General features: G+C 73.7%; 24 protein-coding genes. 14 read left to right on the plus strand and 10 right to left on the minus strand.

The genetic code is table 11. The features are described 5' to 3' along the window. Positions 1 to 99: 99 nt before the first annotated feature. Entirely contained in the window at positions 100 to 2,250 is a 2,151-nt protein-coding gene (locus tag ACIP5W_RS04270; RefSeq protein WP_401466966.1) for a SpoIIE family protein phosphatase, read from the minus strand. Between the two features lie 294 nt (positions 2,251 to 2,544). Between ACIP5W_RS04270 and ACIP5W_RS04275 the strand changes: the two genes are divergently transcribed. From ACIP5W_RS04275 to ACIP5W_RS04295, 5 genes are all read left to right on the plus strand, one after another. Further along, entirely contained in the window at positions 2,545 to 4,986 is a 2,442-nt protein-coding gene (locus ACIP5W_RS04275; protein WP_401466465.1) for a SpoIIE family protein phosphatase, read from the plus strand. Between the two features lie 74 nt (positions 4,987 to 5,060). Next, the gene (locus tag ACIP5W_RS04280; protein ID WP_401466468.1) at positions 5,061 to 5,432 is read left to right on the plus strand and encodes a DUF6479 family protein; all 372 of its coding nucleotides are present in this window, start codon (positions 5,061 to 5,063) and stop codon (positions 5,430 to 5,432) included. A gap of 28 nt (positions 5,433 to 5,460) precedes the next feature. Beyond that, entirely contained in the window at positions 5,461 to 5,646 is a 186-nt protein-coding gene (locus ACIP5W_RS04285; protein WP_401466471.1) for a hypothetical protein, read from the plus strand. Between the two features lie 38 nt (positions 5,647 to 5,684). Continuing rightward, positions 5,685 to 6,185 carry a metallophosphoesterase family protein gene (locus tag ACIP5W_RS04290; protein ID WP_401466474.1) on the plus strand — a complete coding sequence of 167 codons (501 nt, stop codon included), beginning with the start codon at positions 5,685 to 5,687 and terminating at the stop codon, positions 6,183 to 6,185. Positions 6,186 to 6,434: 249 nt separating this feature from the next. Beyond that, on the plus strand, positions 6,435 to 8,306 hold the full coding sequence (locus tag ACIP5W_RS04295) for a cellulase family glycosylhydrolase (RefSeq protein WP_401466477.1): 1,872 nt from the start codon (positions 6,435 to 6,437) through the stop codon (positions 8,304 to 8,306). Between the two features lie 57 nt (positions 8,307 to 8,363). On the opposite strand, the gene ACIP5W_RS04300 is transcribed toward ACIP5W_RS04295, so the two are convergent. Continuing rightward, on the minus strand, positions 8,364 to 9,620 hold the full coding sequence (locus ACIP5W_RS04300; protein WP_401466480.1) for a YncE family protein: 1,257 nt from the start codon (positions 9,618 to 9,620) through the stop codon (positions 8,364 to 8,366). A 172-nt stretch (positions 9,621 to 9,792) separates the two neighbouring features. Between ACIP5W_RS04300 and ACIP5W_RS04305 the strand changes: the two genes are divergently transcribed. After that, positions 9,793 to 10,470 carry a TetR/AcrR family transcriptional regulator gene (locus ACIP5W_RS04305; protein ID WP_401466483.1) on the plus strand — a complete coding sequence of 226 codons (678 nt, stop codon included), beginning with the start codon at positions 9,793 to 9,795 and terminating at the stop codon, positions 10,468 to 10,470. Positions 10,471 to 10,579: 109 nt separating this feature from the next. Here the strand turns inward: ACIP5W_RS04305 and ACIP5W_RS04310 are convergent, their stop codons facing one another. Continuing rightward, positions 10,580 to 10,945: a nuclear transport factor 2 family protein gene (locus ACIP5W_RS04310; RefSeq protein ID WP_401466486.1), complete on the minus strand. Its 366-nt coding sequence runs from the start codon at positions 10,943 to 10,945 to the stop codon at positions 10,580 to 10,582. A gap of 171 nt (positions 10,946 to 11,116) precedes the next feature. Here ACIP5W_RS04310 and ACIP5W_RS04315 point away from each other — a divergent pair, with 171 nt between their 5' ends. Beyond that, entirely contained in the window at positions 11,117 to 11,416 is a 300-nt protein-coding gene (locus ACIP5W_RS04315) for a hypothetical protein (protein WP_401466489.1), read from the plus strand. Positions 11,417 to 11,482: 66 nt separating this feature from the next. Here the strand turns inward: ACIP5W_RS04315 and ACIP5W_RS04320 are convergent, their stop codons facing one another. After that, positions 11,483 to 13,237 (minus strand): ABC transporter ATP-binding protein, encoded by a 1,755-nt coding sequence (locus ACIP5W_RS04320; protein WP_401466492.1) that lies wholly within the window; start codon positions 13,235 to 13,237, stop codon positions 11,483 to 11,485. Positions 13,238 to 13,409: 172 nt separating this feature from the next. Between ACIP5W_RS04320 and ACIP5W_RS04325 the strand changes: the two genes are divergently transcribed. From ACIP5W_RS04325 to ACIP5W_RS04335, 3 genes are all read left to right on the plus strand, one after another. Then, complete coding sequence (locus ACIP5W_RS04325) at positions 13,410 to 14,498, plus strand: S-(hydroxymethyl)mycothiol dehydrogenase (RefSeq protein WP_401466495.1); 1,089 nt, start codon at positions 13,410 to 13,412, stop codon at positions 14,496 to 14,498. Further along, entirely contained in the window at positions 14,498 to 15,127 is a 630-nt protein-coding gene (locus tag ACIP5W_RS04330; RefSeq protein WP_401466498.1) for an MBL fold metallo-hydrolase, read from the plus strand. The genes ACIP5W_RS04325 and ACIP5W_RS04330 overlap by 1 nt, the downstream gene beginning before the upstream one ends. A gap of 135 nt (positions 15,128 to 15,262) precedes the next feature. Then, positions 15,263 to 16,177, plus strand: a complete 915-nt coding sequence (locus tag ACIP5W_RS04335) for an SDR family oxidoreductase (protein WP_401466501.1) — start codon at positions 15,263 to 15,265, stop codon at positions 16,175 to 16,177. A 127-nt stretch (positions 16,178 to 16,304) separates the two neighbouring features. On the opposite strand, the gene ACIP5W_RS04340 is transcribed toward ACIP5W_RS04335, so the two are convergent. Continuing rightward, positions 16,305 to 16,565: a hypothetical protein gene (locus ACIP5W_RS04340; protein WP_401466503.1), complete on the minus strand. Its 261-nt coding sequence runs from the start codon at positions 16,563 to 16,565 to the stop codon at positions 16,305 to 16,307. A 173-nt stretch (positions 16,566 to 16,738) separates the two neighbouring features. Here ACIP5W_RS04340 and ACIP5W_RS04345 point away from each other — a divergent pair, with 173 nt between their 5' ends. Continuing rightward, positions 16,739 to 17,434: a L,D-transpeptidase family protein gene (locus ACIP5W_RS04345; protein WP_401466969.1), complete on the plus strand. Its 696-nt coding sequence runs from the start codon at positions 16,739 to 16,741 to the stop codon at positions 17,432 to 17,434. 129 nt (positions 17,435 to 17,563) lie between these two features. After that, complete coding sequence (locus tag ACIP5W_RS04350; protein ID WP_401466506.1) at positions 17,564 to 17,746, plus strand: hypothetical protein; 183 nt, start codon at positions 17,564 to 17,566, stop codon at positions 17,744 to 17,746. Positions 17,747 to 17,982: 236 nt separating this feature from the next. Here ACIP5W_RS04350 and ACIP5W_RS04355 read toward each other — a convergent pair whose 3' ends face one another. Then, positions 17,983 to 19,383 carry a S1 family peptidase gene (locus tag ACIP5W_RS04355; protein ID WP_401466509.1) on the minus strand — a complete coding sequence of 467 codons (1,401 nt, stop codon included), beginning with the start codon at positions 19,381 to 19,383 and terminating at the stop codon, positions 17,983 to 17,985. 315 nt (positions 19,384 to 19,698) lie between these two features. On the opposite strand from ACIP5W_RS04355, the gene ACIP5W_RS04360 reads away from it, so the two are divergent. Both ACIP5W_RS04360 and ACIP5W_RS04365 read left to right on the plus strand, forming a co-directional pair. Next, complete coding sequence (locus ACIP5W_RS04360; RefSeq protein ID WP_401466512.1) at positions 19,699 to 20,877, plus strand: MalY/PatB family protein; 1,179 nt, start codon at positions 19,699 to 19,701, stop codon at positions 20,875 to 20,877. A gap of 29 nt (positions 20,878 to 20,906) precedes the next feature. Next, positions 20,907 to 21,293 carry a PPOX class F420-dependent oxidoreductase gene (locus tag ACIP5W_RS04365; protein ID WP_401466515.1) on the plus strand — a complete coding sequence of 129 codons (387 nt, stop codon included), beginning with the start codon at positions 20,907 to 20,909 and terminating at the stop codon, positions 21,291 to 21,293. A gap of 78 nt (positions 21,294 to 21,371) precedes the next feature. Here ACIP5W_RS04365 and ACIP5W_RS04370 read toward each other — a convergent pair whose 3' ends face one another. The 4 genes from ACIP5W_RS04370 to ACIP5W_RS04385 form a co-directional block, all read right to left on the minus strand. Further along, positions 21,372 to 21,602 (minus strand): hypothetical protein, encoded by a 231-nt coding sequence (locus tag ACIP5W_RS04370; RefSeq protein WP_401466518.1) that lies wholly within the window; start codon positions 21,600 to 21,602, stop codon positions 21,372 to 21,374. Next, positions 21,586 to 21,903, minus strand: coding sequence for a hypothetical protein (locus ACIP5W_RS04375; protein ID WP_401466521.1), 318 nt, complete (start codon positions 21,901 to 21,903; stop codon positions 21,586 to 21,588). Before ACIP5W_RS04375 ends, ACIP5W_RS04370 begins: the two co-directional genes overlap by 17 nt. Before the next feature lie 61 nt (positions 21,904 to 21,964). Next, positions 21,965 to 22,381 carry a zinc ribbon domain-containing protein gene (locus tag ACIP5W_RS04380; protein ID WP_366056475.1) on the minus strand — a complete coding sequence of 139 codons (417 nt, stop codon included), beginning with the start codon at positions 22,379 to 22,381 and terminating at the stop codon, positions 21,965 to 21,967. A gap of 164 nt (positions 22,382 to 22,545) precedes the next feature. After that, positions 22,546 to 23,277, minus strand: coding sequence for a TetR family transcriptional regulator (locus ACIP5W_RS04385; RefSeq protein WP_401466972.1), 732 nt, complete (start codon positions 23,275 to 23,277; stop codon positions 22,546 to 22,548). Positions 23,278 to 23,381 lie beyond the last annotated feature (104 nt).

Consider the following 23,381-nt stretch of genomic DNA (forward strand, 5'->3'; position numbering starts at 1 on the left):
GGACGCTTCCACCGGTCCGGCCGGTGCCACGGTCCGGCCCTCCGACGGGAGGGCCGGACCGTGGCGTCTCCCCGTCGCGAAAACCCTCCTGACGGACCGTCAGTCACCATCCCGGCCCGTCGCGCGCAGCAACAGCAGCGCCACGTCGTCGATCCGTTCCTCCGCCGCCGCGTCGTGCCCCGTCAGTTCGTCGGCCAGCTCCTCCAGCGGCAGATCGCCCGCCTCGCCCAGCCGCCGCCCCAGGCCGGCCACCGCCTCCTCGATGTCCACCCCCGGCGACTCGATCAGCCCGTCGGTGTAGAGGACGAGCACACAGCCGGGCGACAGCTCGATCTCCGTGGTCGGGTACGTCGCCTCCGGGTCGATGCCCAGCAGCGGGCCGCCCGCCAGGTCGAGGACCCGCACCCGCCCGTCCGGCCGCCGCAGCAGGGGCGGCGGATGCCCGGCCCGCGCCATCACCGCCCGACCGCGCGCCGGGTCGAGCCGAAGGTACAGGCAGCTCGCGAACAGGTCCGTGCCCAGGTCGATCATCAGCCGGTTGGTGCTGCGCATCACCTCGGCCGGCTCCTGGCCCACGGTCGTGTACGCCCGTACGGCCGTGCGGAGCTGCCCCATCAGGCCCGCCGCCGTCACGTTGTGCCCCTGCACGTCCCCGATCACGGCCGCCGGCAGCGGCCACGAGGGCACCAGGTCGTAGAAGTCGCCGCCGATCTCCATCCCGTGGGAGGCCGGCAGGTAGCGGGCGCTCGCCTCGATGCCGGGCAGGGACGGCAGCGAGTGCGGGAGCAGGGCCGCCTGGAGGCCGTGCGCGAGCCGGTGCTTGGCGTCGTACAGCAGGGCCCGGTCCAGGGCCTGCGCGATCAGCCCGGCCAGGCTGGTCAGGACCGCGCGTTCGTGCGTGGAGAAGTCGTGCGGTTCGGCGTAGGCCAGGACGCACACCCCCACCGGGCGGCCCGAGGCGATCAGCGGCAGATAGGCCCAGGCGGCGAAGCCGTCGGCGGTGAACTGCCGCGCGGGGTAGAAGTGCTCCAGCCGGCTGCGGGAGCCGAAGAAGGCGGGCACGCCGTGGGTGACCGCGTGCGTTCCGGGGGTGGGGGAGGCCAGCGGCATCCCGTCGAACCGCTCCACCACGTGCGGGTCCCGGTAGCCGTGGTGCCCGAGCACGTGCAGCCGGCCCGCCCGCGCGCCGAGCAGCGCCAGGGCCCCGCTGCCCACGGTCGGCGCGATCTCCTCGGCCACCAGCCGCACCACGTCCTGCACGCTCACCGTCTCGGTCAGCGCCCCGGCCAGACTCAGCGCCTGGGACATCGACACCAGCGGGGGCGGGGTGTCCTCGCCGCGCACGGCCGCGGGCGGGGCCGTCACCGACACCGCCCGTGCCCGGACCACCCGCACGGTGGTCCCCGTGGCGCTGGGGTACAGCCGGAAGGACAGCCAGTCCGAGGGCGGGCGCAGCGCCACGAAGGAGGTGACGTGCCGGCTGATCAACGCGGCCCGGTAGCGCTCCTCGTACATCGGATCGGCCAGCCACGGCACCGACGCCCACAGCGGGGCGCCCAGCAGCCCGTCCACCGGGACACCGAGCAGGTCGGCCGCGGCCTGGTTGGCGAACCCCACCCGCCCGGTCGGATCCAGCGAGCAGAGCCCGTACGGCAGCCGGGCCACCAGCCGCGCAGCCTCCACCGTGCCCAGCGTGTCCGCGGTCTTGTCCCGCCCCGCGGCCGGCGGATCGGCCTCGGCGCGTACTGGACGGTTCTCGGCGGCGGCCCGCTCCAGCCGCAGCGCCAGCCGCTCGCAGCCCGTCTGCAGCTCGTGCCGCTCCCGGTCCGACAGCTCCGGCGGGTGCGAGCCGGGCCAGGTCACGAAGACCGCGCCGTACACCTTCGAACCGGTCGCCAGCGGCAGCGCCGCCAGCGCGAACGGGTACGGCAGGACGACGGCGATCCGCGGGTAGGAGCGGGCCATCTCCTCCTCGCCGCCCACCCACACCAGCCGCCGTTCACGCACCGCGCGGGCCACCGGGACCGGCGCACCGAGCCCCACCCGCTCCCAGGGCGCCGCGAACGACCGCGGCAGCCCCGCCATCACCGCCATCTCCAGCACCGGCTCCTCGCCCGGCAGCAGGTAGACCGCACCGGAGTGCGCCCCGACGGCGTCCATCATCGCCGTCAGCGCCGGCGACAGCACCGCCCGCCCGACCGGATCCCCGGGCGTCCGGCCGGCCCGCTGTCCCTCGGACACGGCGCCCACCTCCTCGCCCGACCGTACGATCCCGGGCAACCAAATCTGCCCCCTGCCGACCGTGAGCGCACGGCGAGAGCGGCGCGGGCGGTCGAGCGGCCGTACGCCGTGGACCGGCACGGGGTCCGGGGCCCGGTCCGCTCAGGGCCGGCAGGGCGGGGGAGGAAGGGGCGGTGAGGGGCGAGCGGCCGGGCCGCGCATGCGTCCGCAGGCCTGCCTGGCCCCCGTCCCCGCGCCCCCGGCGACCTGTGCGTGTCGTCGCAAGGGCTGCGGGAACGTCGCATAAGCGCTGTAATTACGGTCGTGGTCAGTCAGGGTGCTGCGGAGCGCAAGGCGAGAGCCCTGCGTGTCGAAGTTGCCCTGAAGACGGTCACGGGCGGCCCCGCCTCACCGGACCGGATGCGGCGCGTTCTCGAACAGGCCCTGGTCTTCTCGAGCGCGAGCCTGGCCGCCGTCTACACGCCCGGCGAGAACGGCGACCTGCTCTGTCTGATCGAGTCGGCCGGCGCCCCCAGGACCCTGTACGGGCTGCGGGAGAGCTATCCCCTCGACGCACGGTCCCCGGCCGCCGACGCCCACCGCACCGGGGTTCCCCTCTGGCTGGGCCCCGAGCAGCTCGCCGACTGCGCGGACTCGCGCCGGATGCCCGCCGCGGGCGTCCACCTCGCCGTCCTGCCCGTGCGCGACGGCGGCTGCCTGATCGCCGTCAGCGATCATCCCCGCGGCTTCGACACCGACGACCGCGCCTGTCTGGAACTCGTCGCCGAAGCCGTCTCCCTGCCCGCCCCCGGCGAGCCCGACGCGGTCGAGGAGCTGCGCGCCAACTCCTTCAGCCTCGCCATGGACACCGGCCGGGTCGAGGTCGGCGACGAGATCCTGGACCTGTTCGGCCTGCGCCGGACCGACTTCGACGGCCGGGTCGAGACCCTGCTCGGCCACACCGTCCCGGACGACCTGCCCGCGCTGATGTCCGTGGTCGAGGCCGACCACATGTCCATCGGCGAACGCGAGCTGGAGTTCCGGGTGCTGCGGGCCGACGGCGGCCCGCCCCGCTGGCTGCGGCTGCGCGGCCGTCTCCTGCCCGGCGGCGAGGGGCACCCGGCCCGGCTCGCCGGGACCGTCGCCGACGTCTCCACCGTGCGCTCCGGCGTCACCGACGTGGCCCGCGTGCAACGGCTGGCCGCCGCCCTCGCCACCGCGGGCACGGTCCGTGACGTCAGCCAGGCCGTCGTGTCCGCGCTGCGGCTCCCGCTGCGGGCCGACCGGATCGCGCTGGCCGAGCTGGAGAACGACCGCCTCGTCGTGACCGTCCTCGACCCTCCCGAACCCGAGTCCTGGCCCGAACTGTGGCGGCTGGAGTGGCGCACCGAGTGGCCGGACGCGCCCGTGCGCAGCATGCCCACCCTCGCCGCCGCCCTCCGTGAGGGGCGGGCCGGGATCTGGCCCGCCGGCACCACCCTGGAGCCGGCCCTCGCCGACGTCGGCCCCGGCGGCCTCGCCGTCCTGCCGCTGTCCGCCGGGGGCCGCATGGCCGGCGCCTGCCTGATCGGCTGGGACACCCCGCACGACTTCGGGCCCGACGAACGCGCCCTGCTCACCGCCTCCGCCGGCCTCGTCGGCCAGGCCCTGATGCGCGCCCACGCCTTCGACGCCGAGCACGAACTCGTCGGCATGCTCCAGCGCCAGCTGCTGCCCCGCCGGCTGCCGAAACTCCCCGGCGCGGTCGCCGTCGCCCGCTATCTGCCGGCCACCGCCGGTCTGGAGGTCGGCGGCGACTGGTACGACGTGATCCCGCTGCCCGACAACCGCGTCGCCCTCGTCATCGGCGACGTCCAGGGGCACAGCACCGGTGCCGCCACGCTCATGGGCCAGATGCGCACCGCCCTGCGTGCCTACGCGGCCGAGGGGCACCCGCCGGACGTGGTGGTCTCGCACGCCAACCGGCTCCTGATGGAGCTGGAGACGGACCTCTTCGTCACCTGCTGCTACGTCGAGGTCGACCTGGAGGCCGGCACCGCATGGTGCGTCCGCGCCGGGCACCCGCCGCCCGTGCTGCGCCGTCCGGACGGCGCAACGGAGATCGCCGAGTCCGACGGCGGCCCCCCGCTCGGCGTCGTCACCCAGGCAGACTTCCCGATGACCCCGCTGCGGATGGTGCCCGGCACTGTGATCGCCCTGACCACGGACGGGCTCGTGGAGACCGCCGCCATGGACATCGACACCGGCATGGACCGCCTCGCGCACGAACTGTCCGTGTCCGACCCCGCCCACCTGGGTCTCGTCGCCGACGCCCTGCTCGGCAACGCCCACCGCGACGACGACGTCGCCCTGCTCCTGATGCGCTACGACGGCATGGCCGTACAGCCGCTGCGCGAGGGCTGGACGGTGTGGCGGGTTCCCGAGGCCGCCCGGCACGCCCGCCGCTTCACCCGGCGCACCCTGCGCGGCTGGGGGGTGCCGGCGGACGCCATGGACGCGGCCCTGCTGGTCGTCTCCGAACTCGTCACCAACGCCCTCGTGCACACCGACGGCCCGGTCCGCCTCGACCTCGTGCTCGTCGGCCACCGGCTGCGCATCTCCGTCACCGACGCCTCGCCCCGTACGCCCGTCAAACCGACCAGCCTGGGCTGGGAGGCCACCGGAGGCCGCGGCATCCTCCTCGTGGAAGCCGTGTCCGACACCTGGGGAGCGCTGCCGGTCAGCGGCGGCAAGCAGGTGTGGAGCGAGCTGCTGGTGGAGGGATGAGCGGGAGGGACGAGCCGCAGGAGTCCCGGCGGTGCTCCGGGTGTTCCTGAGCGCACGCAGGGTACCCGGCGTCCATGAACACCCTTGCCACCGCCGTGCTGGCGGCCTCCGGAAAGTCGGCTCTGGCCACCGTCGCCTTCGTCGTCGTGGGCGTCGCGCTCGTCGGCGGTCTGATCTGGGCCTTCCGGCTCGGCGCCAGGATCCGCAGCCGCGAGCCCGCCCCGCCGCGTCCCGAGGAACAGCCCCGGATGCCCGCGTCGGGCCCGGTGCGGGAGAGCCACGGGGCGCGCGAGCCCAACGAGATGCCGCGGTCGCAGAACGGGGAGCGCCTCACCCCGCACGAGCTGCGGCCCACCGGCGGCCGCGAGAGCGAGGACCAGAGCCGCCCCCGCTGGAACTCCGGGTCCGGCGGTTCCTTCGGCAGCGGCGGCCCCGGTGCCCGCTGACCGTGACGCAGAAAGGCGATGAACGACCGTGACGACCTCACCCCTGGCCGACCGGCCCACCGCCCGCGGGCCCGAGACGGGCTGGGCCACGGCCCGCCGGCTGCGCGGTGGCAAGGCCGGGCTCCGCACCTGGATACCGGCCGTGGAACTCCCCGGCGCCGCGCCCGCGACGCGCGGCGGCCCGGAGGGCAACATCGTCAGGGGTGAGGACTGAGAGGACCCCGCGGGAACCCGCCGCCGTACGCTGACGCCGTGCGCCTGCTGCTGATGTCCGACACCCACCTCCCCCGGCGTGCCAAGGTGCTCCCCGCGCCGCTGCTGGACGCGCTCGCGGAGGCCGACGTCGTCGTGCACGCCGGGGACTGGGTCGACACGGCCACCCTGGACCTGCTGGAGCGCCGCAGCCGCCGCCTGATCGGCGTGTACGGCAACAACGACGGCCCCGAACTGCGCGCCCGCCTCCCCGGGACCGCGTACGCCGACCTCGGCGGGCTGCGCCTCGCGGTGGTCCACGAGACCGGCCCCGCCCGTGGCCGGGAGGCCCGCTGTGCCGCCCGCTTCCCCGACGTCGACGTCCTGGTCTTCGGCCACAGCCACATCCCGTGGGACACCACCGCCCCCGGCGGGCTGCGCCTGCTCAACCCGGGTTCCCCGACCGACCGCCGGCGCCAACCGCACCACACCTGCCTGACGGCCGCCGTGGACGCGGGGCGGCTGACGGACGTCGTCCTGCACCGGCTGCCGCCCCGCTGACGCGAGCGGCCGACGCGCGGCGCGCGAGGGGCGGACCGCCCCCGTCGTCGCCGTCGGCGCGACCCCGCTGCCGCCCCGCCACCGGCGAACCCGGCGGCGTCGACGCCGTCGGCACACCCACCGACACCCTCGCACCGGAACGCCGGCGCGGCATCACCGTCGAGGCGCGAGCAGTGGTGACGGGCAATCAACTTACTCCTGGGTCAGAAGGTATTGACGGTGTCCGGAAAGGGCCGGACTGTAGTGGACATGCCGAATGTTCGGGCACGTCTGCTCGCTGTTCTGGTCGTCCTCTGCGGACTCTGCGGATTCCTGACGGCGGCGGGCACCCCGGCCGCCACCGCCGCCCCCCTCCCCGACTCCCTCCCCTTCGACGGCACCGCGCTCACCGTGTCCGGCGGCCGCTTCGTGGACGGCACCGGCCGCGAGGTCGTGCTGCGCGGCTACAACGTCTCCGGCGAGACCAAGCTCGCCGAGAACGCTGGCCTGCCCTTCGCCTCGGTCGCCGACGCGAAGAAGTCGGCGGCCGCCCTGCGCGCCCTCGGCGGCGGCAACTCCGTGCGCTTCCTGCTCTCCTGGGCCTACGCCGAGCCGGTGCGCGGCCAGGTCGACACCGCCTACCTGGCCGCCGCCACCGACCAGCTGCGCGCCTTCCTCGACGCCGGCATCCGCGTCTACCCCGACTTCCACCAGGACCTCCACTCCCGTCACCTCTTCGACCCCGACAGCTGGTACACGGGCGACGGCGCCCCCCGGTGGGCGGTGGAACTCGGCGACTACCCCGACGAGTCCTGCGGGATCTGCCTGTTCTGGGGCCAGAACATCACCCAGAACGGCGCGGTGAAGGCCGCCCAGCACGACTTCTGGCACAACGCCCACGGCCTCCAGGACGCCTTCCTCGCCACCGCCCAGCAGACCATGACGTACGTCCGGCAGCACCTGAGCGCCGAGGAGTTCGCCGGCGTCGTCGGCTTCGACCCCTACAACGAGCCCTATGCCGGCACCTACGACTCCGGCCAGGGCAGCCGCACCTGGGAACGCGATCTGCTGTGGCCCTTCTACGTGAGGTTCCGGGCCCGGATGGACGCGGCCGGCTGGCAGGACAAGCCCGCCCTCGTCGAGCCGAACATGTTCTGGAACGCCAACATCGCCTCCCAGAAACAGGAGGGCGGCCTCCTCGACGCGGGCACCCTCGGCTCCCGCTACGTCTTCAACACCCACTTCTACGACCAGAAGGCCATCTCCGCGATCCTGATGTGGGGCAAGGCGGCCGACGGGCAGTACGTCACCGACTTCACCGCCGTCCGCGACCGGGCGGCGGCGGCCGGGACGACCGCCGTGGTCAGCGAGTTCGGCCATCCCCTCGCCGGCACGGTCTCCGACAAGGCGCCGACCGTCCTCAAGGCCATGTACCAGGCCCTCGACTCGCGGGTGAAGGGTGCGGCCTGGTGGACGAACCCGGCCGGCTCCGGACCGGTCCTCTCCGGCAACCAGTGGCAGTGGGACATCTACCACGGCCGCCATCACGAGCCGATGAACGGCAACCCCGACAAGGTGCTCACCACCGGCGACGCCTGGAACGACGAGGACCTCTCCGCCGTACGTCTCGACGACGGCGGCAGGGCGACGCTCCGTCAGGACGCGCGGCTGCTCGACCGGATCTACCCCAGCGCCACCTCCGGCACCACCCTGGCCTTCACCTACGAGGACCGCTCCCGCGACGGCTCGACCACCCTCACCTGGAACCCGGTGCCGAGTTCGCTGCCCGGCGTGGCGCAGCTCGTGGGCTCCGGGCAGTACGGGCTGCTCGTGTGGCGCTCCGGCAGCGGCTCGGCGCCGACCGAGCTGCACCTGCCCGCCTCGTTCCCGACCGGGTCGACGACCGTGGTCTCCGACCTCGGCACCGCCCACGCCCCACCGGCGTACAGCGGCACCACCCCGGTCGGTGTCGCCGCCGAGCCGGGCGGCACCGGAAGCCGGCGACTGCTGCTCACCGACACCGACTCGGGCACCGTGCACTACGCCCTGGTGACCAACGGCGCCACCGCCCCGGCCCCGGCCCTGCTGGCCGCGGCCCGCGGTGAGCTGGCCGCCTGGGCGGCGCAGCGGATCGGCGGGTGACGGGCCCGCCCGTGCGCCGGGCCCGTCCGGCCCCGGCGCACGGGCGGCCGTCCCGGCTCAGCCCGCCGGAGACGTCCAGTCGGCCGCGACGTGGCCGAGCCGCACCCGCTGCGGGTGGTCGCCCACCGGCACCGAGACGACCTTGCGGCCGGTGGCGAAGTCGATCGCCGTGACCTGGTCGGCCCCGCTCTCGGAGACGACGCAGTCCTTGCCGTCGCCGCCGACCGTCGCCCAGTACGGCTTGGAGACGGGGACCAGCGGGCCCTCCTGGAGGGTGGCGCGGTCGACGACGGTCGCGTAGTCGTCCATCGTGCCCGCCACGCACAGCTTGCTGCCGTCCGGCCGCATCGACAGCCCGTGGTGCCGGGAGTCGTTGACGAACGTGGTGCGGTCGTCGTTCGTGGCGGGGTTCTCCGGCAGCGTCTTGGTCCGGGTGATCCGGTCCGTGGCGACGTCGTACTCGAAGAACCCGTTGAAGAACGAGACCTGGAAGTACAGCTTGGACTCGTCCGGCGAGAACGCGGCCGGGCGCACGGCGTCCGAGTGGTCCGAGAGTCCGATCGCGTCCAGCCGCTGCCGCATGTCGATCGTCTTCACCGGCCGGTACGTCGTCGCGTCGACGACGGTGATGCGCCGGTCGCCCTTGGTCCAGTCCAGCCAGGGCGCGTCGAGGGCGGTGGTCACGTCGCCGATCGACATGGTCCAGATGTACTTGCCGTCCTTGGTGAAGATGTTCTCGTGCGGCTTGTCGCCCGTGGAGTACGAACCGAGCTGCTTCCCGGTGTCGATGTCGAGCACGTGGACGGTGTTCGACGTCGACGCGGAGACCGCGACCCGCTTGCCGTCGGGGGAGACGGCCATGTGGTCGGCCCGGTAACCCGACACCGGGAAGCGCCAGTTGACGGCTCCCGTCGCCACGTCGATCGAGACGACGTCGGCGAAGCTGGGCCGGGAGACCACCACGGAGGCGCCGTCCGGGGTGGAGTACATGTCGTCGACGAACTGGTCGTGACCCTCGCCGACGCTGTTGCGGATCGTCATGAAGGCGATCCACCGGATCGGGTCGGCGTTGATCTCCGCCATCCGCTGGTCCTTGTCGGGAATGACGTTGATCCGGCCGATCTTCGCGTAGTCCCCGGTGGACTTGATGACGTCCGCGGTGCCGTCCCAGTTGTTGGCGACCAGCAGCACCTGGCGCAGCGCGGCGGCGTCGGTGGCGGAGGTCGCGGCGGTGGCGACGGCGGTGGGGGCGGTGACGGTCAGGACGAGGGCGGCGGCTACGGAGCAAAGGTGCCTGGTTCTGAAGGCAGCCATGGCTGCTCTCTCCTCTGGGGTGGGGGCACGTGCGGGCAGCTGTGCAGGGAGGTCCCGAATCTGAACACGGAAGCGTTCAAAGTTGACTTACTGGAAAGTAAGGAAGGGGTGCCCTTCGCCACAAGACCACGTGCACGACAAAATCGGGAGACGCAACGACGAGGGAGGAACCGTGGCGGGCAGGCTGAGGGCGCCGACCGGCCGATACGCCGGCAAGTCCGCCGCGGAGCGGCAGGCCGAGCGGCGGCGCAGATTCCTGGACGCGGCGCTGCGGCTGTTCGGCGACACCCCCGGTTACCGGAGCACCACGGTCGCGGCGCTCAGCGAGGCGGCCGGCCTGTCGACGCGGCAGTTCTACGAGGAGTTCCGCACCCTCGAGGACGTCCTGGCCGCGCTGCACCTCCAGGTCAACGACTGGGCGGAGGAAGCGGTCGTGGCCGCCTTCGCCGCCGCCCGCGACCTGCCGCTCGCGGAGCGGGTCGCCGCGTTCTTCCGCGCCTACGCCGGCAGCGTCACAGCCGACCCGCGCCGCATCCGCATCACCTTCGTCGAGATCGTCGGCGTCAGTCCGCGCATGGAGGAACAGCGCCTCGCGCGGCGCGCCCGCTGGGTCGAGCTCATCTGCGCCGAGGCCGACGCCGCCGCCGGCCGGGGCGAGGCCGCCCCCCGCGACTACCGCCTCGCCGCGACGGCCTTCATCGGCAGCGTCAACGGCCTCCTGCACGACTGGAGCGCGGGCTGGGTGGACGCCACCCTCGACGAGGTGGTGGACGAACTGGTGCGGCAGCTGCTGGGCATCCTGCGGCCCGCGGAACGGAGCCCGCAAGGAAACCCGGAGGGGACCCGCTGACGGCCGGTCCGCACTGCCGCACCGGCCGCCGGGCCGGCCTCCTCACCTGACCCCCTCACGTAACCCCCTCACGCCGCCCCCGGTCTCGTCCGCGGCCGGCGTCCTCTGCCTACTCGTCCCACGCCTGGATCATCGTCTGCCCGACGATCTTGCCGTCGCGCAGGGTGATCATCGACTCGGACAGGACGCGGACGCCGTCCGCGTACTCGCACGACTCGCTGAAGGCGGCGCGGTCGCCCTGTACCACGCAGTCCTCCAGCCGGTGCGTCATGTCCCGGCTGTACACGTCCTCGAGCATCCCGGCGATCTCGTCGCGGCCGTGCAGGACCGCCGGGTGGCTGGGCTGGCTGTTGCGGTCCACGACGCGGATCTCCGCGTCGTCCGCGTAGAGCGACAGCAGTGTCGCCGGCGTCTTGCCTTCTATACCTCTGCGCAGGGTCTCGGAGTCGAAGGCGGAACCTGTCGCGGTGCCCATGGTGACCTCCTTCGAGGACCACGGACCGCGGGGGACGGCCCGGCGGGCCCTCACCCTTCGAGACTCCTCCGCCGCACCGCGCTCGGCAAGCGCAGACCCGCCGTTGCGTCCGTCGGGTGAGCGCCGCCCGGCACCCGTGTCCGCGGGGCCGCCCCGCGCGTTGCTCCAGACATGATCTCCACTCGTCGCATCCTCGCCGTCGCCGCTCTCGCCGCCGGGGTCACCGGCCTCGCCGCACCCCTGGCGAGCGCCACCGAAGCCCCGTCCACGGGCAAGCTGAACCCGCTCAGCGCGCTGGACTCGCTCGCCGAGGCACAGGTCCCCGCCGCGCAGCGGGGCGAACTGCCACCGGTCTCGGGCCGGCTGAACGAGCTGAACAAGGTGAACCAGCTCCGGCAACTGAACGAACTGCACCAGGTCACCGACCTCGTCGCCCCCGTCACCGGGCTCCTGCCGGCCGTCCAGGCCTGACAGCTGCCGCGTGTTCCCGGTGCCCCGGTGGGGGCCGCCCCGCGTCCGGGCGGCCCCCACCGGCGTTCAGCCCGCCGTCGCCAGGAACTGCGTCGCCGCCAGCTCGGCGTAGAGCGGGTCGGCGGCCACCAGCTCACGGTGGGTGCCCACCGCCCGCACCCGCCCGGCCTCCATGACCACGATCCGGTCGGCCGACGTCACCGTCGACAGCCGGTGGGCCACCACGAGGACGGTGGTCGTGCGGGCCACGTCCGCGACGGTGTCGCGCAGGGCCGCCTCGTTCACCGCGTCCAGCTGGGAGGTCGCCTCGTCCAGCAGCAGCAGCCGCGGGCTGCGCAGCAGGGCGCGGGCGATCGCCACCCGCTGGCGCTCACCGCCGGACAGCTTGGTCCCGCGGTGCCCGACCAGCGTGTCGAGCCCGTCCGGCAGACCGCCGACCAGCGTGTCGAGGCGGGTCGTCTTCAGCACCCGCCGCACGGTGTCCTCGTCGGCCTCCGCGTTTCCCAGCAGCAGGTTGTCGCGCAGCGTCCCCGACAGCACCGGGGCGTCCTGCTCGACGTAGCCGATGGCCGCGCGCAGCGCCCCCAGATCCCAGTCCGGCAGCGCACGGCCGTCGAGGGTGATCGCCCCGGAGTCGGGGTCGTAGAACCGCTCGATCAGCGAGAACACCGTCGTCTTGCCGGCGCCGGACGGGCCGACGAACGCGGTCATGCCGCGCGCCGGCACGTCGAACGTCACCCCGTGGTGGACGTACGGCAGATCGTCGGCGTACCGGAAGCGGACGTCGGTGAAGGCCAGCGAGGCCGGTTCGGCCGTCGGCGAGGGCAGGGGCGCGGGACGGGACGCCGGCTCGGCGGGCAGCAGCAGCGTCTCCTGGATGCGGCCGAGCGCCGCCGAGCCCGCCTGGTACTGCACGACGGCGCCGATCACCTGCTGGATCGGCGACATCAGGTAGAAGACGTACAGCAGGAACGCCACCAGCGTCGCGATGTCGATCGCGCCCGTGGCCACCCGCGCCCCGCCCACCGCCAGCACCGTGATGAATGCGCTCTGCATCGCCAGACCGGCCGTGTTGCCCGCGGCCGCCGACCACTTCGCGGCCGACACGCTCTGCCGCCACGAGTCCTGTGCCGCCGCGTGCAGCGCCTTCTCCTCACGGTCCTCGGCACCCGCCGCCTTCACCGTGCGCAGCGCGCCCAGCACCCGCTCCAGCGAGGCGCCCATCACCCCGACCGCGTCCTGCGCCCGGCGGCTGGCCCGGTTGATGCGCGGCACGATCACCCCGATGACCGTCCCGGCGACCAGGATCACCGAGAGGGTCACCCCGAGCAGCACCGGGTCCACCACTCCCATCAGCACCACCGTCCCGACGAGCGTGAGCCCGCCGGTGCCGAGGCCGACCAGCGAGTCGGTGGTGACCTCCCGCAGCAGGGTCGTGTCCGAGGTGATGCGGGCCATCAGGTCACCGGGCTCGCTGCGGTCCACCGCCGCGATCCGCAGCCGCAGCAGGTACGACGACAGCGCCCGCCGCGCGCTCAGCACCACCGACTCGGCCGTGCGCCGCAGCACGTACGAACCCAGCGCTCCCACCGCCGCGTTGGCGACGACGAGGACCGACAGCAGCACCAACGCGCCGGTGATCGCCCGGTCGTGGGACAGGTCGTCGATCAACCCCTTGGCCACCAGCGGCAGCAGCAGTCCGGTCGCTCCGGTGACCAGCGAGAGCAGCGCCCCCGCCAGCAGCGTCCAGCGGTGCGGTCTGACGTAGTGGAGCAGCAGCCGCCACGGGGGCTGGACGGCGGCCGTCTCTGCGATGCTCACGAGACTCCTCGATGCCGGTCGGGTTGCGGCGTTCAGGCTACGTCGCGCCCCGCGCGACCGGCCCCGGGAACGGCCTTCCGGCCGGTGACCTGGCTCGATGTGTGTCGCCTACCGATCAGTCACGCGTAGGGTCGGAGGCGGACGGTCGGCCGCCGACGAAAGGAACAGCACCATGGCGCAGGAAGTGCGCGCAGTGATCGCACCGGGGAAGAACGAAGCGGTGCGGGTGGAGACGATTCTCGTACCCGACCCCGGACCCGGGGAAGCCGTGGTGCAGATCCAGGCCTGCGGGGTGTGCCACACCGACCTGCACTACAAGCAGGGCGGCATCAACGACGACTTCCCCTTCCTGCTGGGCCACGAGGCGGCCGGCGTCGTGGAGGCGGTCGGCGCGGGCGTCACCGACGTGGCCCCCGGCGACTTCGTTATCCTGAACTGGCGGGCCGTGTGCGGCCAGTGCCGGGCCTGTCTGCGCGGACGCCCCTGGTACTGCTTCGACACCCACAACGCGACCCAGAGGATGACCCTCGCCGCGACCGGGCAGGAGCTGTCCCCGGCGCTGGGCATCGGCGCCTTCGCGGAGAAGACGCTGGTCGCCGCCGGCCAGTGCACCAAGGTCGACCCGTCCGTCTCGCCCGCGGTGGCCGGACTGCTGGGCTGCGGCGTGATGGCCGGCATCGGCGCGGCGATCAACACCGGCAACGTCGGCCGTGGCGACACCGTCGCCGTCATCGGCTGCGGCGGGGTCGGCGACGCGGCGGTCGCCGGGGCGAACCTGGCGGGCGCGGCGAAGATCATCGCCGTCGACATCGACGACCGCAAACTGGCCACCGCCCGCACGATGGGCGCCACCCACACCGTCAACTCCAAGGAGACGGACCCGGTCGAGGCGATCCGCGAGCTGACCGGCGGCTTCGGCGCCGACGTGGTGATCGAGGCGGTCGGCCGCCCGGAGACGTACCGGCAGGCGTTCTACGCCCGCGACCTCGCCGGCACCGTCGTGCTGGTGGGCGTGCCCACCCCGGAGATGAAGCTGGAACTGCCGCTGCTGGACGTCTTCGGACGCGGCGGCGCGCTCAAGTCGTCCTGGTACGGCGACTGCCTGCCCTCCCGCGACTTCCCCATGCTGATCGACCTGCACCAGCAAGGCCGCCTGGACCTCGGCGCGTTCGTCACCGAGACCATCGGACTCGACGAGGTGGAACAGGCCTTCGAGCGGATGCACCACGGCGACGTGCTGCGCTCGGTGGTGGTGCTGTGATGGCCACCCGCATCGAACGCGTCGTCACCTCCGGCAGCTTCAGCCTCGACGGCGGCACCTGGGACGTCGACAACAACGTCTGGATCGTCGGCGACGACCACGAGGCCGTCGTCATCGACGCCGCCCACGACGCCGACGCAGTCCTCGCCGCCCTCGGCGACCGCCGGCTGACCGCCATCGTGTGCACCCACGCCCACAACGACCACATCGACGCCGCGCCCGCCCTCGCCGACGCGACCGGCGCCACCGTCTGGCTGCACCCCGACGACCTCCCGCTGTGGCGGATGACCCACCCCGACCGCGAGCCCGACGCCCACCTGGTCGACGGCCAGGTCATCGAGGCCGCCGGCGCCGACCTCACCGTGCTGCACACGCCCGGCCACGCCCCCGGCGCGGTCTGCCTGTACGAGCCGGGGCTCGGCGTCCTCTTCACCGGCGACACCCTCTTCCAGGGCGGCCCCGGCGCCACCGGCCGCTCCTACTCCCACTTCCCGACCATCATCGACTCCATCCGCGACCGCCTCCTGACCCTCCCGCCCGAGACGAAGGTCCTCACCGGCCACGGCGACCCGACCACCATCGGCGCGGAGGCCCCCCACCTCCAGGAATGGATCGCACGGGGCCACTGACCGGCCCGCCCGGCCCCCGTCCTCGGCCGACCGGGCGACCCCGCCGCAAAAGGCGACAGAAGATGTCCGGCTTCCACGTGATCCTCGATCGACGGCGATGACGTCGTCGACGCAGACACCCACAGGAGGTCGCACATGTCCGGTCCGCTGGAAGGCAGGGTCGCCCTGGTCGCCGGGGCGACCCGGGGAGCGGGGCGGGGCATCGCCGTGGAACTGGGGGCGGCCGGCGCCACCGTCTACGTCACCGGCCGCTCCACCCGCGCCCGCCGCTCCGAGTACGACCGCCCCGAGACGATCGAGGACACCGCCGACCTGGTCACCGAGGCGGGCGGCCACGGCATCGCCGTACCCACCGACCACCTCGAACCCGCCCAGGTCCGCGCGCTCGTCGACCGGATCGCCGCCGAGCAGGACCGCCTCGACCTCCTCGTCAACGACATCTGGGGCGGCGAGAACCTCTTCGCCTGGGACACCCCCGTCTGGGAGCACGACCTCGACGACGGCCTGCGGCTGCTGCGGCTCGCCGTCGAGACCCACGCGATCACCAGCCACCACGCCCTGCCGCTCCTGCTGCGCCGGCCGGGCGGCCTGGTCGTCGAGCTCACCGACGGCACCGCCGAGTACAACCGCGACACCTACCGCGTGAACTTCTTCTACGACCTGGCCAAGGCCTCCGTCCTGCGGATGGCCTTCGCCCTCGCCCACGAACTCGGCCCGCGCGGCGCCACCGCCCTCGCGCTCACCCCCGGCTGGATGCGCTCCGAGATCATGCTCGACCAGTTCGGGGTGCGCGAGGACAACTGGCGCGACGCCCTCGAGACGGTCCCGCACTTCGCCATCTCCGAGACACCCCGCTACGTCGGCCGCGCCGTCGCCGCCCTCGCCGCCGACCCCGACGTCGCCCGCCGCAACGGGCAGTCGCTGTCCAGCGGCTCACTCGCCGCCGAGTACGGCTTCACCGACCTCGACGGCAGCCGCCCCGACGCCTGGCGCTATCTCGTCGAGGTCCAGGACGCGGGCAGGCCGGCGGACACGACGGGCTACCGGTGAACCGGTCCCACGGGTGACCCGGCCCCGGCCGGGACGCCGGCCCGCCCTTCCCGGCCCGAGCCCGCGCTTCCCGGCCCGAGCCCGCGCTTCCCGGCCCGCAGCCGGGATCGGCCGGGGTCGGCCGGGATCAGCCGCGGTCGGGCGGGACCGGCCGGGGTCGGCCGGCCAGTGCGGCGGCGAGCGCCGCGAGCACCCGCTCGCCGTCCTCCGCAGTCCTCCGCCGTCGTACGCCAGTGGCCGGCAGCGGCCCCCGGCCGGGCGCCCCGTCAGCCGGGCGCCCGGCGAGACCGCTCACCTCACGGGCGGCGAAGTCACGGGCGGCGAAGTCACGGGCGGACCGGAGGAGCTCGGGAAGCCGGGCGAGGCCGTCTGCGAGGATGCGGTCCATGCGGTGACCCGGGCAGGGAGCCGGCCACCGCGCCCGGTCCACTCACGAGGAAGTGGACCGCGGGGAAGTTCACCGTTTCGTCACAGAACGGGCCGCACCACAACCGAAGCGTCGGCGAACGGGTCTAGTGGGTGGAGTCGCCGGAATCGGGCCAGGGAGAGGCAGTGGCAGTCATGGGGGACATACGCAGACGAGGTGCCGTCGCGCTCGGGGTCACGGGGCTGATCGCGCCGCTGACGCTCGCGCTGGGCGCGGCGCCCGCACAGGCCGCGAGCTGCACCACGCAGGCCGGGCCGTACCAGAAGCAGGTCGAGAAGTTCCTCGGCCGGCCGGTCGACGGGAAGCAGTCGTCGGCCGACTGCAAGGCCGTCCAGGCCTTCCAGAACAAGCACGGCATCACGCCGAACATCGGCTACGCGGGACCCGTCACCTGGGGTGTGATGGATCTCATGAACAAGCAGAAGGCGGTGGGCACCAAGCCCAACAAGGCGGGCAAGTGCCCGACCAACAAGGGCCGCATCGCCTGTGTGAACCTCACCCTCCAGATCAGCTGGATCCAGGACGGCAGCCGCCTCGTCTACGGGCCGGTCCCGGTCCGCACCGGACGCGACGGCTACGAGACCCGTACCGGCCTGAAGAAGATCTACTGGCGCAACATCGACCACGTGTCGAGCATCTACAACGTGCCGATGCCGTACAGCCAGTTCTTCGACGGGGGCCAGGCCTTCCACTCGGTCGGCGTCAGCATGTGGAACCCGCCCGGTTCGCACGGCTGCGTCAACATGACGAAGACGACCGCGAAGAAGTACTGGTCCCTGCTCAAGACCGGCGACGACGTCTTCGTGTACGGCCGCAAGCCGGGCACCTGACCGGCACTCGACCGGCGGCGGGCGAGCGGACGCGGCAGAACGGACGTGATCAGTGACACGTCCGTTTTGTCTGTTTAACTCGTGTATTACTCACCTCGCCTTCACCCCGGGCACCGTAAGATTCACACCATGTCCACCACTGTTGAACACCTCTCCGAGCGCTCGGCGCGATCGGCCGCGGAGGTCAACGAGGAGATCAGGGCCCTGTGGCTCCGGTCGGGCGGGACACTGACGGGCGAGCAGCGCGAGGAGTACCGGCGGCTCGTCCTGGAGTGGGCCGCCGTGGCCCCGCAATCGGTCGAGGCGGCCTGACGGCCCTCCGGCCGCGGGGTCTTCCGCCTCGCAGCTCCGCCCCCGCGAATCCGTCCGGGCACCCCTCGCGGGTGCCCTTCTCGTTGTCCGGCGACACCGAAGCCGCCCGGCATCACTCTGCCTCACGTCACCGTGTCCCGCGCCACTGCGCCCCACGTCACCGTGTCCCGCGTCACCGTGCCCTGCGTCACTGAGGGGACGTCACCGGACCCCGTGCCACCGTGCCCTGCGTCACCTCACCCCCAACTCGCGGAGTACTGCCGCTGGTACGCCTTGCGGTCCTGCTCCGCCCGGATGTACCGGGTCGCCACCAGCGCGACCAGACTGCCCGCGATCACCAGCAGGCCCGGCCCGATGTTGCGCGGATCGGTGAGCCGCGCCGCCAGCGACACGGCGTCCGTGCCGCCCGCCACCGGCGTCGTCGAGCCCGGCGTGACCGAGCCCGGGGCCACCGCCGCCTGCGTCGGTGACGACGACGGCTCGGGAGCGCCCTCGGACGGCGCGGGCGAGGCGCCGTTCCCCGCGGCGTCGGACGGTGCCGCCACGATCAGCTGCACCCCGAGCTGCGCCAGCGCCTTCGTCACCGGCTGGAAGAAGGTCGTACCGCCCGTCGTGCAGTCACCGCTGCCGCCCGAGGTGACGCCGAGCGCGATGCCCTCGGAGAACATCGGCCCGCCGCTGTCGCCGGACTCGGCGCACACGGTCGTCTCGATCAGGCCGGAGACGGTGCCCTCCGGATAGTTGACCGTCGCGTCGAGGCCGGTCACCTCGCCGTCGCGCAGGCCGGTTGTGCTGCCGCTGCGGAACACCCGCTGTCCCACGGCCGCGTCGCCGACGCCCGTGATCCGCACACCGTTGCCGTCGCCGATGGCCACGATGTCCGCCCCCGGGCCGGCCTCCCCGTCGGCGTACTGCACGAGCGAGAAGTCGGAGCCGGGGAACGTCGAGTTGACCGTCCTGCCCACCTGCCGGGTGCCCTGGTTGTCCGCGAACCAGCTGGCCCCGGCGGGGCCGCAGTGTCCGGCGGTGAGGATGAAGTCGTTCGACCCGTTGGTCACGTTGAAGCCCGCCGAACAGCGCCCGCCGGTCGACAGGATGGGCTGGGCGCCGTTGAGCCGGGTGGTGAAGGTGCCCTCGGTGCGCTCCATGCGGACGAAACTGCCGATGCCCGACGCCACGTCCGTCATCCGCCCCCAGTCGGAGGCGGACACGGTGCTGTCGCCGCGCACGACGACCTGGTTGGACCTGTAGTCCATCACCCAGGCGGTGCCGGCCACCCGGGGAGCCGAACGCAGCGCCGCCGCGGCCGACTTCAGCTCGTTCATGCTGTGCCCGACCACCTTCGCCTCGGCGCCCGCCGCGCGGACCGTCGCGGCCGTGGCCTCGTCGGTGACCGCGACGACCGGACGTCCCGCGGAGTCGACCCAGGTGCCCGCCGTCCGTGAGGTGCCGAGCCGCTTCACCAGATCCGCGCCGGTGCTCGCGACGGACCGCGCCGCGCCGCCCGGCACGGTCGTGGTGGCGGGCGTCTCGCTCGCCATGGCGGCCTGCGTGACCATGGCGCCCCCCAGGAGGAGCCCGCCGACGGCCGCCAGCCGTGTCGCTCGCCTGACGATCCGTCGTCGTACGTGCCTCATGCCTGGCTCCCGGGAACAGCGAACGCGCGGTACCGACACCGCGGGGTCCTCCGGTCGTCGAGGACCCTCACTCCCTTACGTGCCGGGGCCCGGCCGCGTTCAGCCCGGAAACGATCACCTCACGGCTCGCGGGCCGCCCCGCCGGACACGGCGACCCCGGCCGGCTCCGCCCCGCCGGTCTCCTCCGGCCGCCGGCGCGAGCCGGACACCACGCCCGGCTCCAGCAGCTCCGGGCCGCCGAAGAAGCGGGCCCCGTCCGCCGCTTCGCGCCGCCGCCGCTGCCGGCCGCAGACGGCGGCGCCCTATCGTGAGCCCATGACCAGGATCCCGCACGAATCGTCCGGTGAACCGAATCCGCTGCGCGCCCTCACCCTCGACCGCCTCCGACGCCGTACGAGCATGAAGTGGCGCACCCATCCCGACGACGTCCTGCCGCTGTGGGTCGCCGAGATGGACGTCCCGCTCGCCGAGCCGGTCGTCCGGGCGGTCGGCGACGCGATGACCCTGGGCGACACGGGCTATCCGGCGGGCAGCGGCTACGCCGAGGCGCTGGCCGCGTTCGCCGCGAAACGGTGGGGCCGGCACGGCCTCGCGGTCGAGCGGACGGCGATCGTGCCCGACGTGATGCTGGGCGTCGTCGAGATGCTCCGGCTCGTGACCGGGCCCGGTGACCCGGTCGTGGTCAACCCGCCGGTGTATCCGCCGTTCTTCGCGTTCGTCGAGCACATGGACCGCCGGATCGCCGAGGCGCCGCTCGGCGCGGACGGGCGGCTCGACCTCGATGTCCTGGAAGCGGTCTACCGGCGGGCAGCCGCGGGCGGAGGGCGCGCCGCGCACCTGCTGTGCAGCCCGCACAACCCGACCGGCACCGTCCACACCGCCGGCGAACTCGCCGCCGTGGCCGCCCTCGCCGACCGGTACGGCGTCCGTGTCGTCGCCGACGAGATCCACGCCCCGCTCACGGCCGCCGGCGTCGACTTCGTGCCGTACCTGAGCGTGCCCGGCGCGGACAGCGGCCTGTCGCTGATGTCGGCGTCGAAGGCGTGGAACCTGGCCGGGCTCAAGGCCGCCCTCGCCGTCGCGGGCCCCGCGGCCGAAGCCGATCTGGCACGGCTGCCGGAGGAGGTCGGGCACGGTCCCAGCCATGTCGGCGTCCTCGCCCACACCGCCGCCCTGCGCGACGGCACGGCCTGGCTGGACGCGCTGCTCGCCGGCCTCGACGACAACCGCCGGCTGCTCGCCGCCCTCCTCGCCGACCAGCTGCCCGGCGTCGGGTACCGGCCCGGCGAGGGGACGTACCTGGCCTGGCTGGACTGCCGGGCGCTCGGCCTCGGCGACGACCCGGCGCGGGTCTTCCTCGAGCGGGGCCGGGTCGCGCTCAGCCCCGGCCCGGATTTCGGCACCGGCGGCGCCGGGCACGTACGGCTGAACCTCGCGACCTCGCCCGACATCCTCACCGAGGGGGTGCGCAGGATGGCCGCCGCACTGCGCTGACCACTGGCGCACCTGCATACACTGCGGGCATGGACGACAAGGCGCTCGACCGGCTCGGAGCAGGGAAGTACCTGCTGATCACCAGTTACCGGAAGAACGGGACCGGGGTCGCCACCCCGGTGTGGGTGGTGCGCGACGGGGACGCCCTCGGGGTCTGGACGGTCGCCGACTCCTGGAAGGTGAAGCGGATCAGGGCCCGCGGCGACGTCATGGTCGGTCCCTGCGACGTGCGCGGCAACCCCACCGGAGAGCAGATCCCGGCCCGTGCCGAGATCTGCGACGCGCGGACCACCGCCCGCTACCGCACCCTGCTCGCCCGCAAGTACGGCGTCGTCGGCCGCCTCACGCTGCTCGGCAGCAGGCTTCGGCGGGGCCCGGACGGCACGGTCGGGATCCGCGTGACCCTGAACGGGTGAGGGGGCGGGGACCGTCCGGCCCCGCCCCCTCCTGCCCACGGCCGCGCGGGCTACGTCGCCTCCCCGCGGCCGCGGGGGTCATGGCGTGTCCGTCACCGTTCCGGTGCGGACGGGACGGCCGGGCAGCGGCTCGCCCTCGTCGTCGGTGAGCGCCAGGCGCACCGACTCGGCCGGCTCGGCCACCTGGTCCGCCGCCGTCACCACGGTGAAGTCGGCGGTGGTGGTCCCGGCCGGGACGTTCACCCAGACCCACAGACCCGCCTGTGACAACGGGCGTTCCGGGTCGGGCAGTTCACCGGTCCGGTCCATCAGCCACCGCGGGTCGACGTCCTTGGCCGACGTCCTTGGTGGACGGCTCGGCGCCCTCGGCGACCGCGAGCACCCGCACCGGCTGCCAGAACTCCACGTCCGCCGGCTCGGACAGGGAGGTCCGCCAGGTCAGCGTTCCGCCCTCGGTCACCCGGTCCGTGACCGGGGCCAGGGTCGCCTCGGGCTCGGGGTCGTCGTTCTCCACGGTGACACCGCCCCGGTAGGAGCCGACGACGGCGCCGCGCACGGCCGCCGGGGCGGTGCCGGGGAGGTGCCGGGGCGGGCGGCCCGGCCGGCCCATTTCGCCAGGTGCCGCCGCACCAGCGAGGACCGGGCCGTCCGCGAGCGGGCGGAGCGAAGGGTCAGTGCCAGGCCCGGTACGGTTCGTCGAGCAGCTGGAAGACCGGCTCGCCCCGCACCGGGTCCTTGGCCGTGGACAGCCGGACCCGGTCGCCGCTGTGGATGCCGATGAGCGGGCCCGTCACCCGGCCGCGCACCACGAAGCCCTCGGCCATCTCGACCAGGGACACGTTGCGCGCGGACGGGGTGTTGCGGTGCACCACCGTCGCGTGGCGGACCGTACCGGTGCCCTCACTGCGCTCCGTGCGCAGGTCGCTGCCCTGGCACACCGGGCACAGCAGCCGGTGGTACATGGCGGTGCCGCACCAGGTGCAGCGCTGGAAGAGGATCGCGTCCGTGTCCGTGGCGGCCTTGCGGTCGAGAAGGCTCGCCGAGGTGCCCGCCGCCTGCTGAACGGCGCTTCCTGAGTGGTGGTACACGCTGGTCAACTCCCTGCACTTCGGCCGGAATGCGCCGTGCGCGGCGCACCCGGGCACGGGCGTGCGCGGTTCGCCGTGCCACCGTGCACGCCCACAGGGTATGGCACTCAGTGCCACCCGTAAAGGTACTGCGTACCCCCAATCTGGCGGGGGTCGCTGCCGCCCTACCCGCGCCCGAGGGCCGTCTCGATCTCCTGCACCACCCGCCACAGGGGGGCTCCGCGCCGCGACACGACGACGACCACGTCCTCCGGGCGTTCGGGGTCCTCGACGCCCCCGGGGCGGCCGGGGCGCTGCGGCCGCCCCGGCGCCGGGGCGGCCGGGGTGTCCGGAGCTGCGGGCGGGGTGCCGAACGCGGACTGCACGTAGCCGAGGGCGTGGTCCACCGTCGTGCTCGCGTCGCCCGTGCCGTCCGAACGCAGCCAGGACCGCAGCGCGTTGTTGTGGGCGGCCACCACGGCTGCCGCGATCACGTCGGCCCGCAGGTTTCCGTCGGGCCGGCCGGTGAAGCGGCCCCGGAGGTACTCGGCGAGGGCGCGCTCGTAGCGCCACACCACCGACAGCTCGTACGCGCGCAGTCCCGGCACCTGTTTGGTGAGGCGGTAGCGCTGCACGGAGAAGGAGGGGTTCTCGGCGTACATCCGCAGCACGAGCCGGGCGGCGTCGCACACCCGGCGCACCGGCTCGTGACCCTCGTCGCTCGCGGCGAGGAAGGCGGTCATGTCGGCCAGGCAGCGCTCGTGGTCGGGGAAGACCACGTCCTCCTTGGAGGGGAAGTAGCGGAAGAACGACCGCCGTCCCACCCCCGCGAGGGCCACGATGTCGTCGACGGTGGTCTGTTCGTAGCCCCGCTCCAGGAAAAGCCGGAAGGCCGCCGCGACCAGGGCGTCCCGCATGGGCGGCTTGGCGCCGGCCGCCTCGGCGCTGTCACTGGAGCTCATGGCAGGGAACGTAACACCCGACCGGCGGCGATGGCACTCAGTTCCCTCCCGTGGGGAAC

This window comes from Streptomyces sp. NPDC088766 (genome assembly GCF_044750845.1).
Taxonomy (GTDB): Bacteria; Actinomycetota; Actinomycetes; order Streptomycetales; family Streptomycetaceae; genus Streptomyces.

What these genes read in the sequence shown, in the direction of transcription:
- ACIP5W_RS04325 (WP_401466495.1), top strand. Translation starts at nt 13,410, where the DNA reads ATGGCGCAGGAAGTGCGCGCAGTGATCGCACCGGGGAAGAACGAAGCG.
- ACIP5W_RS04340 (WP_401466503.1), bottom strand. Translation starts at nt 16,565, where the DNA reads ATGGACCGCATCCTCGCAGACGGCCTCGCCCGGCTTCCCGAGCTCCTC.
- ACIP5W_RS04280 (WP_401466468.1), top strand. Translation starts at nt 5,061, where the DNA reads ATGAACACCCTTGCCACCGCCGTGCTGGCGGCCTCCGGAAAGTCGGCT.
- ACIP5W_RS04365 (WP_401466515.1), top strand. Translation starts at nt 20,907, where the DNA reads ATGGACGACAAGGCGCTCGACCGGCTCGGAGCAGGGAAGTACCTGCTG.
- ACIP5W_RS04345 (WP_401466969.1), top strand. Translation starts at nt 16,739, where the DNA reads ATGGGGGACATACGCAGACGAGGTGCCGTCGCGCTCGGGGTCACGGGG.
- ACIP5W_RS04350 (WP_401466506.1), top strand. Translation starts at nt 17,564, where the DNA reads ATGTCCACCACTGTTGAACACCTCTCCGAGCGCTCGGCGCGATCGGCC.
- ACIP5W_RS04315 (WP_401466489.1), top strand. Translation starts at nt 11,117, where the DNA reads ATGATCTCCACTCGTCGCATCCTCGCCGTCGCCGCTCTCGCCGCCGGG.
- ACIP5W_RS04360 (WP_401466512.1), top strand. Translation starts at nt 19,699, where the DNA reads ATGACCAGGATCCCGCACGAATCGTCCGGTGAACCGAATCCGCTGCGC.
- ACIP5W_RS04310 (WP_401466486.1), bottom strand. Translation starts at nt 10,945, where the DNA reads ATGGGCACCGCGACAGGTTCCGCCTTCGACTCCGAGACCCTGCGCAGA.
- ACIP5W_RS04355 (WP_401466509.1), bottom strand. Translation starts at nt 19,383, where the DNA reads ATGAGGCACGTACGACGACGGATCGTCAGGCGAGCGACACGGCTGGCG.
- ACIP5W_RS04300 (WP_401466480.1), bottom strand. Translation starts at nt 9,620, where the DNA reads ATGGCTGCCTTCAGAACCAGGCACCTTTGCTCCGTAGCCGCCGCCCTC.
- ACIP5W_RS04375 (WP_401466521.1), bottom strand. Translation starts at nt 21,903, where the DNA reads ATGGGCCGGCCGGGCCGCCCGCCCCGGCACCTCCCCGGCACCGCCCCG.
- ACIP5W_RS04335 (WP_401466501.1), top strand. Translation starts at nt 15,263, where the DNA reads ATGTCCGGTCCGCTGGAAGGCAGGGTCGCCCTGGTCGCCGGGGCGACC.
- ACIP5W_RS04330 (WP_401466498.1), top strand. Translation starts at nt 14,498, where the DNA reads ATGGCCACCCGCATCGAACGCGTCGTCACCTCCGGCAGCTTCAGCCTC.
- ACIP5W_RS04385 (WP_401466972.1), bottom strand. Translation starts at nt 23,277, where the DNA reads ATGCGGGACGCCCTGGTCGCGGCGGCCTTCCGGCTTTTCCTGGAGCGG.
- ACIP5W_RS04295 (WP_401466477.1), top strand. Translation starts at nt 6,435, where the DNA reads ATGCCGAATGTTCGGGCACGTCTGCTCGCTGTTCTGGTCGTCCTCTGC.
- ACIP5W_RS04370 (WP_401466518.1), bottom strand. Translation starts at nt 21,602, where the DNA reads ATGGACCGGACCGGTGAACTGCCCGACCCGGAACGCCCGTTGTCACAG.